At 68.9% G+C, this 15,892-nt stretch carries 15 protein-coding genes and 1 riboswitch; of the genes, 2 read left to right on the top strand and 13 right to left on the bottom strand.

Translation table 11 applies throughout. The annotated features are described in order from the left end of the window. Window positions 1-66 precede the first annotated feature (66 nt). Both MST3598_RS12210 and MST3598_RS12205 read right to left on the bottom strand, forming a co-directional pair. Complete coding sequence (locus tag MST3598_RS12210) at window positions 67-1,953, bottom strand: ABC transporter ATP-binding protein (RefSeq protein ID WP_029260431.1); 1,887 nt, start codon at window positions 1,951-1,953, stop codon at window positions 67-69. Window positions 1,954-2,041: 88 nt separating this feature from the next. Beyond that, entirely contained in the window at window positions 2,042-2,248 is a 207-nt protein-coding gene (locus MST3598_RS12205; RefSeq protein WP_046399014.1) for a hypothetical protein, read from the bottom strand. A gap of 74 nt (window positions 2,249-2,322) precedes the next feature. Between MST3598_RS12205 and MST3598_RS12200 the strand changes: the two genes are divergently transcribed. Continuing rightward, complete coding sequence (locus MST3598_RS12200) at window positions 2,323-2,946, top strand: HAD family hydrolase (protein WP_029260430.1); 624 nt, start codon at window positions 2,323-2,325, stop codon at window positions 2,944-2,946. Window positions 2,947-2,969: 23 nt separating this feature from the next. Here the strand turns inward: MST3598_RS12200 and MST3598_RS12195 are convergent, their stop codons facing one another. The 5 genes from MST3598_RS12195 to MST3598_RS12170 all read right to left on the bottom strand — a co-directional run bounded on the left by MST3598_RS12195 (window position 2,970) and on the right by MST3598_RS12170 (window position 9,708). Further along, a complete protein-coding gene (locus MST3598_RS12195) occupies window positions 2,970-4,430 on the bottom strand; it encodes an MFS transporter (RefSeq protein WP_021201036.1) in 1,461 nt (486 codons plus the stop codon). 239 nt (window positions 4,431-4,669) lie between these two features. Next, complete coding sequence (locus MST3598_RS12185; protein ID WP_029260429.1) at window positions 4,670-6,409, bottom strand: glycoside hydrolase family 35 protein; 1,740 nt, start codon at window positions 6,407-6,409, stop codon at window positions 4,670-4,672. Between the two features lie 69 nt (window positions 6,410-6,478). Beyond that, window positions 6,479-7,831 carry an ABC transporter substrate-binding protein gene (locus tag MST3598_RS12180; RefSeq protein WP_029260428.1) on the bottom strand — a complete coding sequence of 451 codons (1,353 nt, stop codon included), beginning with the start codon at window positions 7,829-7,831 and terminating at the stop codon, window positions 6,479-6,481. A 67-nt stretch (window positions 7,832-7,898) separates the two neighbouring features. Further along, window positions 7,899-8,789, bottom strand: a complete 891-nt coding sequence (locus tag MST3598_RS12175; RefSeq protein ID WP_021201039.1) for a carbohydrate ABC transporter permease — start codon at window positions 8,787-8,789, stop codon at window positions 7,899-7,901. A gap of 1 nt (window position 8,790) precedes the next feature. Then, the gene (locus MST3598_RS12170) at window positions 8,791-9,708 is read right to left on the bottom strand and encodes a carbohydrate ABC transporter permease (RefSeq protein ID WP_021201040.1); all 918 of its coding nucleotides are present in this window, start codon (window positions 9,706-9,708) and stop codon (window positions 8,791-8,793) included. Window positions 9,709-9,867: 159 nt separating this feature from the next. On the opposite strand from MST3598_RS12170, the gene MST3598_RS12165 reads away from it, so the two are divergent. After that, the gene (locus MST3598_RS12165; RefSeq protein ID WP_029260426.1) at window positions 9,868-10,854 is read left to right on the top strand and encodes a LacI family DNA-binding transcriptional regulator; all 987 of its coding nucleotides are present in this window, start codon (window positions 9,868-9,870) and stop codon (window positions 10,852-10,854) included. A 4-nt stretch (window positions 10,855-10,858) separates the two neighbouring features. On the opposite strand, the gene MST3598_RS12160 is transcribed toward MST3598_RS12165, so the two are convergent. From MST3598_RS12160 to MST3598_RS12135, 6 genes are all read right to left on the bottom strand, one after another. Further along, window positions 10,859-11,212: a hypothetical protein gene (locus tag MST3598_RS12160; protein ID WP_029260425.1), complete on the bottom strand. Its 354-nt coding sequence runs from the start codon at window positions 11,210-11,212 to the stop codon at window positions 10,859-10,861. Between the two features lie 53 nt (window positions 11,213-11,265). Then, window positions 11,266-11,739, bottom strand: a complete 474-nt coding sequence (gene ribH, locus MST3598_RS12155; protein WP_029260424.1) for a 6,7-dimethyl-8-ribityllumazine synthase — start codon at window positions 11,737-11,739, stop codon at window positions 11,266-11,268. Continuing rightward, window positions 11,736-13,004: a bifunctional 3,4-dihydroxy-2-butanone-4-phosphate synthase/GTP cyclohydrolase II gene (locus MST3598_RS12150; RefSeq protein ID WP_029260423.1), complete on the bottom strand. Its 1,269-nt coding sequence runs from the start codon at window positions 13,002-13,004 to the stop codon at window positions 11,736-11,738. The genes ribH and MST3598_RS12150 overlap by 4 nt, the downstream gene beginning before the upstream one ends. Next, entirely contained in the window at window positions 13,001-13,630 is a 630-nt protein-coding gene (locus MST3598_RS12145) for a riboflavin synthase (protein ID WP_029260422.1), read from the bottom strand. The genes MST3598_RS12150 and MST3598_RS12145 overlap by 4 nt, the downstream gene beginning before the upstream one ends. Beyond that, window positions 13,630-14,685, bottom strand: a complete 1,056-nt coding sequence (gene ribD, locus MST3598_RS12140) for a bifunctional diaminohydroxyphosphoribosylaminopyrimidine deaminase/5-amino-6-(5-phosphoribosylamino)uracil reductase RibD (RefSeq protein ID WP_029260421.1) — start codon at window positions 14,683-14,685, stop codon at window positions 13,630-13,632. The genes MST3598_RS12145 and ribD overlap by 1 nt, the downstream gene beginning before the upstream one ends. A gap of 63 nt (window positions 14,686-14,748) precedes the next feature. Further along, a riboswitch (FMN riboswitch) is annotated at window positions 14,749-14,893 on the bottom strand. Between the two features lie 93 nt (window positions 14,894-14,986). Continuing rightward, window positions 14,987-15,850, bottom strand: a complete 864-nt coding sequence (locus MST3598_RS12135) for an Fpg/Nei family DNA glycosylase (protein WP_029260420.1) — start codon at window positions 15,848-15,850, stop codon at window positions 14,987-14,989. Window positions 15,851-15,892: the final 42 nt, after the last annotated feature.

Here is a 15,892-nt window from a genome sequence, read left to right as displayed (position 1 = left end):
GCGGGACATCAGAGACGAACCCATGGCTGAGTGGTCTCCGACGTCCCGCCTTCGTGTTGTCGTGCGTCAGGTGAGCAGCTGGTGTCGCGCGAGGTCGCGGTACAGCGGCGTCGACTCCACGAGCTCGGCGTGCGTGCCCTGGCCGACGACGACGCCGTCCTGCAGCACCACGATGAGATCGCTGTCGACGACCGTCGAGAGGCGGTGCGCGATCACGATGAGCGTGCGGTCGGTCGACACGGCATCGATGGCTTCCCGCATGCGCTGCTCGTTCACGCCGTCGAGCGATGACGTCGACTCGTCGAGCAGCAGGATCGGGGCGTCCGTGAGCAGGGCGCGCGCGATCGCGAGACGCTGACGCTCACCGCCCGACAGCATCACGCCGTCTTCGCCGACGGGGGCATCGATGCCGAGCGGATCGCGCTCGAGCACGTCGCCGAGGTTCACGGCGCGCAGCACCCGTTCGCAGTCGGTGTCCGTCGCTTCGGGAGAGGCGAGCCGCAGGTTCTCGGCGAGCGTGCCGGCCAGCGTCGGCGCATCCTGCTCGACGTAACCGAAGTGGGCGCGCAGCTCGTCGCGCGGGTAGGTGCGCGCGTCGTGGCCGTGCAGGCGGATCGAGCCGCCGGTCGGGTCGTAGAAGCGCTCGATCAGCGAGAGGATCGTACTCTTCCCCGCGCCGCTGGGGCCGACCAGGGCGACGCGGGAGCCCTGCGGTACGGCGAACGACACGCCGCGGAGCACCTCGTGGTCCTGCACGGCGGGGGCGGCGTCCTCCGCGGATTCCAGGTGCGCATCGGCGAGCAGTGTGCGCGCCTCCTTGGCCGCGGCCTGACGGGCGGCGACGACGTTCGCAGGGTAGTGGAAGCGCACGTCGCGGAACTCGATGGCCGGTGCGTCCGCCGCAGCGGTCTCGCGCGGCAGCGAGGCCGCGATCTTCTCGTCGTCCTGCGACTCGGTGGGCAGGTCGAGAACCTCCTGGATGCGGCCGAGCGCACCGAGAGCCTGGTTGACCGAGGTGATCGCGCCGAATGTCGTGGCCAGCGGCATCACGAGCAGGAACAGGAACATGATGAACGAGATCAGCGAGGCGATCGTGATCGCTCCCGCGGCCACCCGGAATCCGCCCACCCCGAGCACCACGAGCAGCGACAGCTGCAGGGCGATGCCGGAGACGGGAACGACCATCGAGGAGATCTTGGCGATGCGCACGCCGATGCCGTAGGCGTCGGAGGCGAGGCCCGACACGGCGGTGGTCTCCCGTTCGGTGGCTCCCGAGGCGCGGATGGTGCGGATCGAGCCGACCGCGCGCTCCACGCCGGAAGCCAGCTCGCCGACCTTCTCCTGCTGCGCGGTCGACGCGGTGCGGATGCGTCCGCTCAGCAGCACGACGACGGCGACCGAGATGCCGATCACCACGACGATGAGCAGCAGCAGGATGGGGTCGATCACGAGCATCGCGATGAGCGCGCCGAGGAAGAGCACGGCGCTGCCGACAGCATCGGCGAGGCCCTGGGTGAGCACGGCGTAGAGCAGCGTCGTGTCGGTGCCGACGCGGGAGACGAGGTCGCCGGTGCGGCGGGCATCGAACTCCGAGGTCGGCAGGTGCAGGATGCGGGCGATCAGCTTGCGGCGGCTCGAGTACACGACCGCGGTGCCGGTGCGCTGGAGCAGGTAGTGCTGGAAGCCGGAGATGACCGACGACACGATCACGAAGCCGACGAGCAGCCACACCAGGATCCCGATACCGGTGTCGGACTGCACGGCCTCGATGACCTGGCCCACGAGCAACGGCTGCACGAGCGAGGTCGCGGCGCCGATGACGCTGAGCACCGCGACCACGATGAGGGTGCGCTTGTGTTCGAAGAGGAAGGGGAGGAGCTGGCGGAAGGTGGCGCGGGGGCCTTCGGGCTGTGCGCCACGTCCGCGGCGGCGTGCTGTCGCCGAACCGGACATGCGGGACCTCTATCTGGAGATGGTACTTCGACCGTACTTCGTTCGCGGTCGAATCCTATGGAGCGGCTGTATGCGGCACATCGCGGGCTCAGGACCGGCCGAATCGCCGATGAGCCGCCTGCTTGCTCACGCCGAGGGCGCTGGCTATCGCCTGCCAGGAGTACCCGAGGTTCCGCGCGCGACGCACGTTCGCCTCCTCGGCACGGGCCACCTCCTTGCGCACCTCGGCGAGCCGGTGCAGCGCGGCCAGGGGCTCGCTGCCGTCGTCCTGTGCGATCGCGGTCGGCATTGTCATGATGGACCTCCTGCGTCAATCATCGTTGACGTGCCCGCGAGTGTCAATACATGTTGACGTGGCAGTGTGGGGGGATGCGGACGAAGAAGTGGATCCTGTTCGACATCGGGGGAGTGCTGGAGGTCGTCGACGACGACGCCTGGCAGCAGCAGTGGTGGGAGCGCTGGCGTGCCGTGGTCGGTCTCGAGCCGTCCGCCTTCGAGGCGCGCATCGCAGAGGCCGACCTTCCGCCGATCGATGTCACCGTCGGCACCGAACCCGCTTTCTGGGCGGCGGTGGGCACGGCACTCGGTCTCGACGAGGTCCAGCGTCGCGCGATGCGCGCGGACTTCTGGGATGCCTACTGCGGCACCGGCAACCACGACCTGATCGCGTACGCGCGCACGCTCTCGGCGCGGGCGGGAACAGCGATCCTCTCCAACTCCGCCGATGGCGCGCGCGAGGAGGAGGAGCGCCGCTTCGGCTTCTCCGAGGTGTTCGACCCGATCTGCTACAGCCACGAGCAGGGCGTGAACAAGCCGGATCCCGAGGCCTACCGACGAGCACTCCAGCGCATGGGCGCCGACCCGGGCGACGTGCTGTTCATCGACGACCATCAGGTATCGGTCGACGGTGCCGAGGCGGTGGGGATCCGCGCCGTGCGACACCTCGACAACGCGACCACCATCGCCGCGATCGAGGAGTTCCTGCGGCCGTGACGTGAATCGTCACGGCCGCAGGATCACAGCTCGACGGCCGCCGCGACGCCGAGGTCGTCGTCGTAGTCGTGGTCCTTGGTCTCGGGGGAGAGGATCAGCGCGATGAACGTGAGCACACCCATCGCGGACAGGTACAGACCCACCAGCCACGGAGCGCCGCCGGCCACCTCCCACAGCTTCAGCGCGATGAGCGGGGCCACCGCGGCGCCGAGGATCGACGAGACGTTGTAGGCGATCGCCGACCCCGTGTAGCGCACGTTGGTCGGGAACAGCTCGGGAAGCAGAGCGCCCATCGGGCCGAACGTCGCGCCCATCAGCATGAACCCGAACACGAGGAACGCCTGGGTGAGCGCACCCGTGAACTTCGGGTCGACCGCGGGCAGGAGGAAGGCGTTGAACGTGAGACCGAACACGATGATGGTCCCGGTGACCCATAGCAGCAGCTTCCGTCGGCCGACCGCATCGGCGATGGGCCCGGAGAGCAGCGTGAAGATGCCGAAGAACACCACGCCGATGATCTGCATCAGCACGAAGTCGGTGTAGCCGAAGCCGAGACCGGGATAGAACTGGGCCGCGAACTTGATCGGGTCGAACGGGGCGCCGGTCGCCTCGGCAGCGGCCTTCGCGGCGGCGGTGGCGGTCTCGAGCGAGGCGGCCTTGGTTCCGTAGGCGAGGGTGAAGTTCGTCATCAGGTAGAACAGCACGTACGTCGCCAGCATGATGAACGTGCCGAGGATGAGCTGCTTCCAGTGGTGACGGAACACGGTCGCGAGCGGGAGCTTGCGGATCACGCCCTTCGTCTCCGCCTTCTTGAAGGTGTCGGACTCGACGAGCTTGAGCCGCACCCACAGGCCGATGATGACCATCACTGCGGAGAACAGGAACGGGATGCGCCAGCCCCAGGAGAGGAACGCCTCGGACTTCAGGACCGGGTTCTCGGCGTGCGGCAGCAGCCAGTTGATCGCGAGGAAGAGGAAGTTGGCGATGATGAAGCCCAGCGGCGCGCCCAGCTGCGGGAAGGTGCCGTACCAGGCGCGCTTGCCCTTCGGCGCATTCTCGGTGGCGACCAGCGCCGCGCCCGACCACTCGCCGCCGAGCGCGAAGCCCTGAGCGAGTCGCAGGATCAGCAGCAGCAGGGCGGCCCACCACCCGATGTCCTGGTAGGTCGGCAACAGGCCGATCACGAAGGTCGCGATGCCCATCGTCAGCAGTGATGCCACGAGTGTGGCCTTGCGCCCGAACTTGTCGCCGAAGTGACCGAAGACCACCGCGCCGATCGGACGGGCGACCATCGCCGCACCGAACACCGCGAACGAGGAGAGGAGCGAGGTGGTGTCGTCGCCGGTGGGGAAGAACAGCACCGGGAACACGAGCACGGCCGCCGTCGCGTACGCGTAGAAGTCGTAGAACTCGATCGTGGTGCCGACCAGGCTCGCGGTGATGACGCGCGAGCGAGGATTCGCGGGCGCAGTGGCAGTACTCATGAAGCTCCTCCGATCGAGTCCCCGGTATACCGGGGGACCCGGGCGAGTTTACGCCTTCCTGAGTGTTTGCTGTGCGCGTGTTTCGCGTGCCATCTCGCAGCGGGACCCAACCCCGGGTCTCCCACGGATCGGCGACGGCAGCCCGTCTGCACGATGATGCGGGTCGGGATCGAGGGGACGATGGTGGACGCGACACTGGTGCCGCTGACGTGAGCGGTCCGCCCGCCTCCCGCGCGGGACTATTCCTCCGTGTCGCCGAGCGCGGGGGCTCCGACGAAGACGGCGCGCGGCTGCAGCACGTCTTCGAGCTCCAGCACGACGAGGTGATTGGCGCCCGCTCGGGTGACGGGTGCGGGCACGGCGAGCGTGCGCTGCGGGCCGTTGCGCCAATATCGACCGAGGAAGAATCCGTTCACGAACGCGTAGCCCTTGCTCCACGATGCGGTGTCGACGAAGAGATCCGCAGGGGCATCCAGGGAGAACTCGGCCGTCCACGCGGTGGGACCGACCTCCCGGCCGCGCTCGCGGCCGCCGTCCGCATCGATCTCCGCGGCGATCTCGGCGACATCCAGGGTCGTCGCTCGCCAGCCCGTCACGGGCGCACCGTCGAGGGTGATCTCGCCGATCAGCCCCTTCTCCTCGCCCAGGCGACGGTCGTAGTTCACGCGCCCCTGATCCTCGACGAGGATGCGGAGGCTGCGGCCATCCGGGATCCGGATCGCGCGGTCGTGCCGAGTGCGGGCGAGTGTGCCGACGGGGTGACCGTCGACGCTCACCCAAGCCAGGTCGCGCACGTCGTCGACGACGAGGAGCCCTCCCGCTCCCGCCGGCAGCTCGGTGTCGTAACGTACGAGGGCGCTCAGATGTCCGAGCTCGTCGAAGGTCTGCGGCAGGGCGGTGGTCGGCGCGGCCGCTGCGACATCGGTCCACGGTCCCGCCGCTCGAAGCGGAACCTCGAACGCGGGGGAGGCCTCGGCCGCCGCGGGCACCTCGTCGGGCACCGGCGCGTAGCGGGCGATCACCTCGCGGAAGGCGAAGAACTTCTCTGTCGGGTTCCCCGTCTCATCGAGCGGGGCGTCGTAGTCGTAGGAGGTCACCAGGGGCAGGTAGCGCCCCTTGTCGTTCGCGCCGTTGGTCAGCCCGAAGTTGGTGCCGCCGTGGAACATGTAGATGTTGACCGAGGCGCCGGCCGCCAGCAGCTCGTCGAGGTCGGCGGCGGCCGCGGCGACATCGGTCGTGTGATGCACGCCGCCCCACCAGTCGAACCATCCGTCCCAGAACTCCGCGCACATCAGCGGACCCGTGGGCTGGTGGCGGCGCAGGGTGGCGAGCCGTTCGGTGCTCCGGGAGCCGAAGGATCCGGTCTTGTGCAGCCCGGGGAGGCTTCCGTCGCTCAGCATCCGATCGACGGGCTGATCCACGGTCGTCAGCGGAACGGTGATCCCGGCATCGCGAGTCGTGGTCACCAGCGACTCGAGATAGGCGCGGTCGGCGCCGTAGGCGCCGTACTCGTTCTCGATCTGCACCAGGATCACCGGCCCACCGTGGTCGATCTGCCGCGGTGCGACGATGTCGTACACGCGGCGCAGGTAGGCGGTCACCTCGGCGAGGAAGGCCGGAGCGGAGGAGCGCAGTCCTTCGACGCTGCCCGTGAGCCACACCGGCAGTCCGCCGTTGTGCCACTCGGCGCAGATGTAGGGGCCGGGCCGCACGATCGCGTCGAGGCCCTCGGCGTGAACCAGGTCGAGGAAGCGCCCCAGATCGTTCCATCCACTCGCGTCCCACTCTCCGCGCCGAGGTTCGTGCGCGTTCCAGGCGACGTAGGTCTCGATCGTGTTCAGTCCCATCAGTCGGGCTTTGCGGATGCGGTCGCGCCACTGGTCGGGGTGCACGCGGAAGTAGTGGATGGCGCCGGAGATCACCCGGTGCGGCTGTCCGTCGCGGAGGAAGTCGGTGTCGCCGAGGGAGAAGGAGGTCACGTGTCGTGGTGCTTTCGATGAGGCGGGCGGAGCCGGCCCGGCGGGGACCGGGCCGGCTCAGCCGCGGGGTCACTTGTTGACGCTGAAGCCCTGGGAGTTCCCGTACTCGACCAGCGCGTCCTGCCAGGCGGTGAGGCCCTCGTTCAGGTCGGTGCCGTTCTGGTACGACTGGCCGACGGTGTCGCCGAAGATGCTGTTCCCGTACACCTGGTAGGGCAGGTAGCTCCAGCCCTCGACCACGTCATCGGCCGCGGCCGCGAGGACCTCGTTGATCTTCTGGCCGCCGAAGTACTCCGGCGCCTCGGCGAGGAACTCCGTGCTGGACAGCTCCGCGGTCGTCGACGGGAATCCGCCAGACTCGAGGGCGATCGAGATGCTCTCCTCGGAGTTGTTCAGCCACCACAGGAAGCCCGCCGCCAGCTCCGGGTTCTTGCTCTGCTTCGTGACGGCCTGCCCGCCCCCGCCGTTCTCCGCGCTCGCCGGGGAACCGTCGTACGTCGGCATCGGCGCGACGCGCCAGTTTCCGGCGCCGTCAGGGGCACCGGAGATGAGGTTCGCGGGCATCCACGCGCCGATCACGAGGCTCGCCAGGCTGCCGTCGCCGAGGGCGCGGAACCATTCGTCGCTCCAGCTGCCGTACGGGGCCAGCAGGTCCTCCTCGACGAGGCGGTTCCAGTTCTCGGTCCACTTCTTCGAGCCGGTGTCCTGCAGGTCGATCGTGACGTCGGTGCCGGAGGTCTCGAACGGCTTTCCCCCGGCCTGCCAGATCATCGAGGTCGCGAAGCCCGCATCTCCCGTGTCGTTGGTGATGTACGCGTCGGGGTTCGCCGCGTGGATCGCCTTGGCGGCCTCGTAGTACTCGTCCCAGGTGGTGGGGACGGCGACACCGGCCGCATCGAACACGGTCTTGTTGTAGAACAGGGCCATGGGGCCGGAATCCTGCGGCAGACCGTAGATCGCGTCGCCGTCGGTGACGGAGTTCCAGGTGGAGGCGGTGTAGTCGTCCTCGAAGTCGGCGAACCCGTACTGCGACAAGTCGGTGAAGGCGTCCGTCAGCGCGAACTGCGGGAACGCGTAGTACTCGATCTGCACGACGTCCGGAGCGCCGGAGCCCGCCTTGATCGCGTTCTGCAGCTTGGTGTACTCCTCGTTGTTGGTGCCGGCGTTCACCAGCTTGACCTTGACGTTCGGGTACTCCTTCTGGAAGGCCTCGACCTGGGCCTCGGCCGACGGTGTCCACGACCAGTACGTGATCTCGCCGCCCTTCTCGAGCGCCGCCTCGACGGAGTCGAACGAGCCGGAACCCGTGTTGCCGGCGCCGGCGTCGCCGCCGGTGCTGCATCCGGCCAGCGCCAGCGCTGCCACGGTTCCTGCGGCGAGCACCGCGAGGGTGCGCCGCGTCGGGGAGGGAAGGTGCTTCATTGCTGTGTCCTTTCGGGAGGTGCGGTCCAGCGTCGGATCGCAGAGGTGATGCAGGGGGTACGGGGAGCTACTGCTTGACGCTTCCCGCGGTGAGACCTGACTGCCAGAAGCGCTGCAGCAGCAGGAAGGCGATGACGATCGGCACGATCGTGAGCAGCGAGCCCATGATCACGAGGTTGTAGATGGGCTGGGACCCCGCGCCGATGGCCTGGGCGCTCCACTGGTTCAAGCCGACCGTGAGCGGATACCAGGCGGGGTCCGAGAGCATGATCAGGGGCAGGAAGTAGTTGTTCCAGGTGGCGACCACCGTGAACAGCGCGACCGTCACGATGCCGGGCGCGAGCAGCCGCATCGAGATCGTGAAGAACGTGCGGAACTCTCCTGCGCCGTCGATGCGGGCCGCCTCGAGCAGCTCGGTCGGCACCGACTCCGACGCGAACACCCAGATCAGGTACAGACCGAAGGGACTGATGAGGGACGGGATGATCACCGCCCACGGCGTGTTCGTCAGTCCGAGCTCGCTGAACAGCAGGAAGGTCGGGACCGCGAGGGCGGTGCCGGGCACCGCCACGGCGCCCAGGACCACGGCGAACACCGCACGGCGTCCGGGGAAGCGGAACTTCGCGAGTCCGTAGCCGGCCATGGTGGCGAGCAGCGTCGCGCCCCCGGCGCCGACCACGACGTACAGGAGGGTGTTCCCGAGCCAGCGCAGGAAGATGCCGTCGCGATACGAGAACGTGGCGACCAGGTTGTCGAAGAATGCGAAGTCGTCGGCGAACCACAGTCCGAACGAGCTGAAGAGTCCCGCCTGCGTCTTGGTCGAACTGAACAGCAGCCACACCAGGGGCACGAGCGTATACAGCGCGTAGAGGATCATGACGATCAGCAGGGTGTTCGACGTGCGCGGCTTCAGCGGATCGTGGCGGCGGTGCGCGGGGCGGGCGAGGGGGAGTGCCATGTCAGCGCACCTCCGACTTCGAGCCGCGCAGCTGCACGACGTAGGCGATGACCGCGGTGATGACGCCCATGATGATGGCGATCGTCGCGGCGTAGTTGAACTGCTGCCCCGCGAACGACAGGTTGTACGCGTACATGTTCGGCGTGAAGAACGTCGTGATCACGTTCGGGGCCAGGGGGCGCAGGATGTTGGGCTCGTTGAAGAGCTGGAAGCTGCCGATGATCGAGAAGATCGTGGCGATCACGAGCGCTCCGCGCACGGACGGGATCTTGATCGAGAAGATCGTGCGCCACGCCCCGGCGCCGTCGAGGGAGGCCGCCTCGTACATGTCGGTCGGGATGGTCTTGAGCGACGAGTAGAAGATCAGCATGTTGTAGCCGACGAACTCCCAGGTGACGATGTTGCCGATCGAGACCAGCATCCACTCCTTGGCGAACGGCGTGATCGCATCGACGCCGAGGATGTCGTTGATGTTGCTCGTGAGGCCGAACTGGTCGCCGTAGATGTAGCCCCACATCAGCACCGCCACCACGGCCGGCACCGCGTAGGGCAGGAAGATCAGGATGCGGAAGAACGACGCTCCGCGCAGGCGGGCGCTGTCGAGGGCGAGTGCGGCGCCGAGGGCCAGGATCAGCATGATCGGCACCTGCACGACGAGGAAGACCAGTACGCGGCCGAACGCCTCCCAGAACTGCGGGTCGCTCAGGGCGCGGACGTAGTTGTCGAGCCCCACGAACGCGGTGCCGCCGATGAGCTTCTCCTGGAAGAAGCTCAGGTACAGCGCATAGGCGAGCGGCGTCAGGAACACCAGGGCGAACACGACCATGAACGGGCCGACGAAGGCCCATCCCCTCCAGTCGCGCTTGTCGCGGCGCCGGATGCCGGGGGCACCCGGGGCTGCGGGGATTTCAGTCGTCATCGACGAGTCCTTCTTACGTTTCGGGCGCACCGTGCGCCGTGTGTCAACGTCAACATATTGGACCGACTGGTAGTGTGTCAACGTCAACATATGAGGGGATGGGTGATCGTGACCCCGGAGCATCCGACAGAGACGTCGACGCGTCGACGTGAGCCCTCGATGGAAGACGTGGCCCGCGAGGCCGGCGTCTCCGGCCAGACCGTGTCGCGCGTCGTCAATGCCAGGGGTTACGTCGGTGCCGCCACGCGCGAGCGTGTCGAGGCCGCCATGCACAGTCTGGGGTACCGGCCGAACAGCGCCGCCCGCGCACTCCGGTCAGGGCGATTCCGCACGATCGGCGTCGTGATGTTCTCGTTCAGCTCTTACGGGAACCAGCGCACGCTCGATGCGATCGCCGTGCGCGCCGCCCAGCTCGGCTATGCCCTCACCCTCATCCCCGTCGAGTCGAGCGCGGGCGAGACCGTGGCCGGTGCGTTCCGTCGGCTGGAGGAGCACGCGGTCGACGGCATCATCATCGTGATCGAGGCGCATCAGCTCGACGAGGCCGACATCGAGATCCCCGAGGCGCTTCCCGTCGTGTTCGTCGACTCGAACCGCACGGCGACGCATCCGTTCGTCGATACCGATCAGGCGCAGGGCGCTCGGCTCGCGACCGAGCACCTGCTCGAACTCGGTCACGACACCGTGTGGCACGTCACCGGCCCCGCGCGCTCCTACTCCGCCGAGCGCCGCCGTGAAGCGTGGCGGGAGACGCTCGAGACGCACGGGCGTACGGTCCCGGAGCCGCTGGCGGGGGACTGGACCGCGTCGTCCGGCTACGCAGCCGGTCTCGAACTGCGTGCGATCGACGGTGTCACCGCGGTGTTCGTGGCGAACGACCAGATGGCGATCGGCGTGCTGCGTGCGTTCCGAGAGATCGGGCTCGACGTGCCGCGAGACGTGAGCATCGTCGGGTTCGACGGACTGCCCGATGCGGCACAGCTCTGGCCGCCGCTGACGACCGTGCAGCAGCACCCGGAGCGCGTGGGCGCGCTCGCGGTGGACGCGCTGCTCGCCGAGCTCGACGGTGTCGAGCGTCAGCAGACCCCGCTCGTCGGTACCGAACTCATCGTGCGGGCGAGCACGGCGGCGCCGCGGACGCGCTGACGGCTCAGCGCCAGATCGCGGCGATCGCGGCGTTGACGGCGGTGAGGATGCCGACGAGCCAGAACACCGCCGGCGGGATGGCCGCACCGCGGCGCTGACGACCCAGGCCGATGCCGAGCAGGGCGCCAATGATGAGCAGGATCACGAGCTTGACGCCGATCTTGACGTAATTGAGCTCGTAGGAGATGCCCCACGGCGCCGCGAGCGCGAGGCCCGCGACCGCGGCGATCGCCATGCCGATGTTCATCAGGCGCGTGAACTCACGCTTTCCGCCGAACGCCTGCGCGGCCCAGGAGCCGAAGAGCACGGCGAATCCGATGAGGTGGACGAACAGCACGATATGACGGAGGGTCTCCATGCCCTCACCGTACGAGTGAGGCGAGGTCCAGCGCTAGCAAGGGCAGGCTGACCTCAGCCGCGCAGCTCCCGTGTCACGAGCGCCGTGCGCAGGGCCGCATTCGCTGCTTCGGCGCCCTTGTCCTCCTTGGAGCCCTCCAGGCCCGCACGGTCGAGACCCTGCTGCTCGTCGTCGAGGGTGAGCACGCCGAAGCCGACGGGCTTGCCGGCGTCGAGGGCGACGCGGGTGAGGCCATCGGTGGTCGCTGCCGACACGTACTCGAAGTGCGGTGTGCCCCCGCGGATGATCACGCCGAGTGCGACGACGGCATCCGCCCCGCCGGCGAAGGCCGCCTGGGCGGCGATCGCGAGTTCGAACGAGCCGGGCACGCGCACCAGTCGGTGCGTGGCCCGGGCCGCGTCCAGCACGCGCTCCGCACCGGCGATCAAGCCGTTCGAGATCGTCTCGTGCCAGGTTCCGGCCACGATGACGACGTTCAGACCGCGTCCGTCGATGGTGCCGATCTCGGGTGCTCCTGCGCCGCTCATTTGTCGTCCTCTCCGTGGGCGAGCGCCTCTGCGAGTTCCGCTTCGCCGATGATGTGACCCATCCGGTCACGCTTGGTCTCCAGGTACTGATGGTTGTTGGGTCCCACACCGACGATCAGCGGCACCTGCTCGACGACGTCGAGGCCGAGCTCGCGCAGCTGCGCGACCTTGTCGGTGTTGTTCGTCAGCAGGCGCACCTTCGACACGCCCAGGTCGGAGAGGATGCCGGCCGCCGCTGCGTAGTCGCGGGCATCGGCCGGCAGCCCCAGCGCGAGGTTGGCGTCGACCGTGTCGAGCCCCTCCTCCTGCAGGCTGTAGGCGCGCAGCTTGTTGATGAGGCCGATCCCTCGACCCTCGTGACCGCGCATGTAGATGACGATCCCGCCCTCCTTCTCGATCGCGTCGAGGGCGGAGTCGAGCTGCGGGCCGCACTCGCATTTGAGCGAGCCGAACGCCTCGCCGGTCAGGCACTCCGAGTGCACCCGCACGAGCGCGGTCTCGCCGAGTTCGCCCGAGACGACCGCGATGTGGTCGGTGCCGGTGATGCGGTCCTTGTAGGCGAGGAAGCGGAAGGTGCCGTGCGTGGTGGGCACGGTGGCGTCGGCGCGCAGGCTCACGCGACGGCCGCGATGCGCACTCGGGGTGGCGCCCTCGGGATCGATCTCGTTGAGGTGGGCGATCAGCTGCTCGATCGTGATGACCGGTACGCCGTCGCGCGCACCGAGCTCGATCAGGCCGGGAAGGCGCATCATGCTGCCGTCCTCCGCCACGACCTCCGCGATCGCGCCGACGGGGCGGAGACCGGCGAGCTTCATGAGTTCGACCGCGGCCTCGGTGTGGCCACTGCGCTCGCGCACTCCGCCGTCGACCGCCCGCAGCGGCAGCACATGGCCGGGCCGGATGATGCTGGTCGACGTGGACTCCGGGTTCGACAGCACGTTCAGCGTGTGGGCGCGGTCGTGGGCGCTGATGCCGGTCGTGACCCCCTGCGCGGCGTCGACACTCACCGTGTATGCGGTCGAGCGGGCGTCTTCGCTGGCGGCGACCATCGGCGGCAGGTTCAGGTGATCGGCGAGATCGGCGGGCATCGGGGCGCAGATGAAGCCCGACGACCAGCGCACGGTCCACGCCACCCACTCGGGCGTCGCGAGCTCTGCCGACAGGATGACATCGCCTTCGTTCTCGCGGTTCTCGTCGTCGGCGACGAGGACGGGGCGCCCGGCGCGCAGCGCCTCCAGGGCCTCGGCGATGGTGGAAAGGCTCATCGCGAGCCTCCTTCCGGTGCGGCGCGGAACGCGAGCAGGCGCTCGACGTGCCGGGCGAGGATGTCGGTCTCCAGGTTCACGCGGTCGCCGACGGCGCGGACGCCGAGCGTTGTCGCGGCGAGGGTCTCGGGGATCAGCGAGACCTCGAACCAGGGGGAGGGGTGTGCAGGGGCGCTGACGGCGCTCACGGTCAACGAGGTGCCGTCGACCGAGATCGACCCCTTGTCGACCACGAGCGGGGCGAGGTCGAGGGGCAGGCTGATCCGCAGCACGCTCCACTGCGCGCCGGGGCGCACCTCGAGCACGTCGCCGGTGCCGTCGACGTGGCCCTGCACGATGTGACCGCCGAGACGGGCGCCGACCGGCATCGCCTTCTCGATGTTCACGCGGGTTCCGACCGTCGCCGACCCGATCGCGGCGACGTCGAGAGTCTGCTTCATCACGTCGGTGTCGAAGGTGTCGGCGGTCGACCCCACCACGGTGAGGCACACACCCGAGACGGCGATGGACTCGCCGTGCACGGCATCGGCTGCGGCACGGGGGGCGCGCACGGTCAGGCGCCAGCCGTCACCCGCGGGGGCGATCGCGGTGATCTCGCCCATCTCCTCGATGATTCCGGTGAACATCAGGCGGCTCCTTCGTTCTGCGGGTCTTCCGCGGGATCGGTGGCGTGCGCGGGGTGCGCGATCGCGAGCAGGTCGTCTCCGAGGGCAAGCCACTCGTCGACGGTCAGGCGTCGGGCCTCGTCGATGGAGCCGACACCGATGTCGGTCAGGGCGAGTCGGCTGCCGCCGAGCAGCACCGGGGCGATGTAGGCGAGCACGCGATCGGCGAGCCCCGCCTCGATGAAGGCGCTGGCGAGCGTCGGGCCGCCCTCCACGAACAGGCTCTGCACGCCGCGGGTGTGCAGGTCGGCCACCACCGCACGCAGATCGCGGGTGTCGAAGAACAGCGGGGTGTGGGGATGCCGGTGCACAGCGGCGTCGGACGGGGTGGGCCGGGAGCCGATGACCACCGGGATCGGCTGGTCGGGGAGCATGGTGTCGCCGTCACGGGCGGTGAGGGCAGGGTCGTCGGCGATCACTGTTCCGGTGCCGACCGCGATGGCATCGGCTGCTGCCCGGCGGCGGTGCACGTCGGCGCGTGCGGTCGGCCCCGTGATCCACTGGCTCGACCCGTCGTCGGCGGCGGCGCGACCATCGAGGCTCTGCGCCCACTTGACAGTGACATGGGGGCGTCCGAGTCGCTGGGCGGTCAGCCATCCGGCGATGAGCGCGTGTGCAGCGTCCGCCTGCTCACCCGACTCGACGTCGACGCCTGCGGACCGCAGGCGTTCCGCCCCGCCGCCTGAGGCGACACCGGGATCGTCGAGCGCGTACACCACGCGTGCGACGCCCGCGTCGATGAGAGCGACGGCGCAGGGGCCCGTGCGGCCGGTGTGGTTGCAGGGTTCGAGGGTCACGACGGCCGTCGCTCCTCGCGCCTCGCCGGGGGCGAGCTTCGAGAGGGCGTCGACCTCTGCGTGGGGGGTGCCGGCGCCGTGGTGCCAGCCCTCGGCGATGACCCTGCCGTCGGGGGAGAGGAGGACCGCACCGACCTGCGGGTTCGCCCCGCGCGGTCCACGGGCGGCGAGGTGGAGCGCGCGATCCATCGCGTGGCGCTCTGCCGCGTTCACTGCCATCCGTCGTCCTCCTCTGAGGCTCCGGGTTCAGACAGGGGTGGCGGAACGGACGCACGGATGCGTCTCGTGCTGCCTCCCTTCCGGACTAGCGAGGTCGCCCTCGCATCACCGTCGGTCCCGGAATTCCACCGGATCGGCATCCCGATCTCTCGAGACGCTCGCGGACTGTCACCGCCGGTTCGGATTCCCACCGACCCCGGAGCACGTTGTTGTTCTGAGTGTACTCAACGCGTTCGGGCGCATTTCATTCCGCGACAGATCATTCCGCGACAGACGACTTCACCGTGCGGCGCGTCCGCCATCACTTCAGCAGTCGGGAGAGGCGACGGTCGGCCAGCACCTTGCCACCGGTCTGGCAGGTGGGGCAGTACTCGAGCGAGCGGTCGGCGAAGAACACGCTGCGGACCGTGTCTCCGCACACCGGGCAGGCTTCTCCTCGACGCGCGTGCACCTGCATGCCGCGGCGCTTGGCATCCTTCAGGTCCGCCGGCGGTTTGCCGGAGGCTTGGGCGATCGCCTCTGTCAGCGTCTCGCGCATGGCCCCGAACAGGCGGTCGATCTCGGCGTCGTCGAGCTTTCCGGCGATCGCATACGGTGACATGCGCGCGGCGTGCAGGATCTCGTCCGAGTACGCGTTGCCGATGCCCGCGATCACCGCCTGATCGCGCAGCAGCCCCTTGATCTGCATGCGCCGATCCTCGAGCAGGTCGGCGAACGCCTCGCGCGTGAACGCGGCGTCGAGAGGGTCGGGTCCGAGCCGGGCGATGCCGGGCACCTCCTGCGGATCGCGCACCACGTACACGGCGAGCGACTTCTTGGTCCCCGCTTCCGTGAGGTCGAAACCGCTGCCGTCGTCGAGGGCGATCCGCAGGGCGATGGGGGACTTGCCCGGTTTGATGAGCGTGGTCGGGAGCGTCTCGTACCAGCGCAGCCACCCGGCCTTCGCGAGGTGGAACACCAGGTGCAGCTCGTCGCCGCAGGAGAGCACGACGAACTTGCCCAGACGCGCGGATGCGGTGATCGTGGCTCCCTGGAGGGCGTTGATCGGAGGATCGTAGGTCTTCAACGCGGCGATCGCCGAGACGGTCGCGCGCGTGATGGTGTGCCCGACGGCGCGTTCGGCGAGAAAGGTGGTCAGGCCCTGGACTTCCGGCATCTCCGGCATGGGTTCATCCTGTCATCGGGCGCCGACGCTGTCATCCGGTGG

Origin of the sequence: Microbacterium sp. TPU 3598 (genome assembly GCF_002356155.1) — a bacterium.
Taxonomy (GTDB): Bacteria; Actinomycetota; Actinomycetes; order Actinomycetales; family Microbacteriaceae; genus Microbacterium; species Microbacterium maritypicum_A.
The sequence above is the reverse complement of the archived record's forward strand: the minus strand, read 5'-3'. Positions and strand labels throughout refer to the sequence as shown.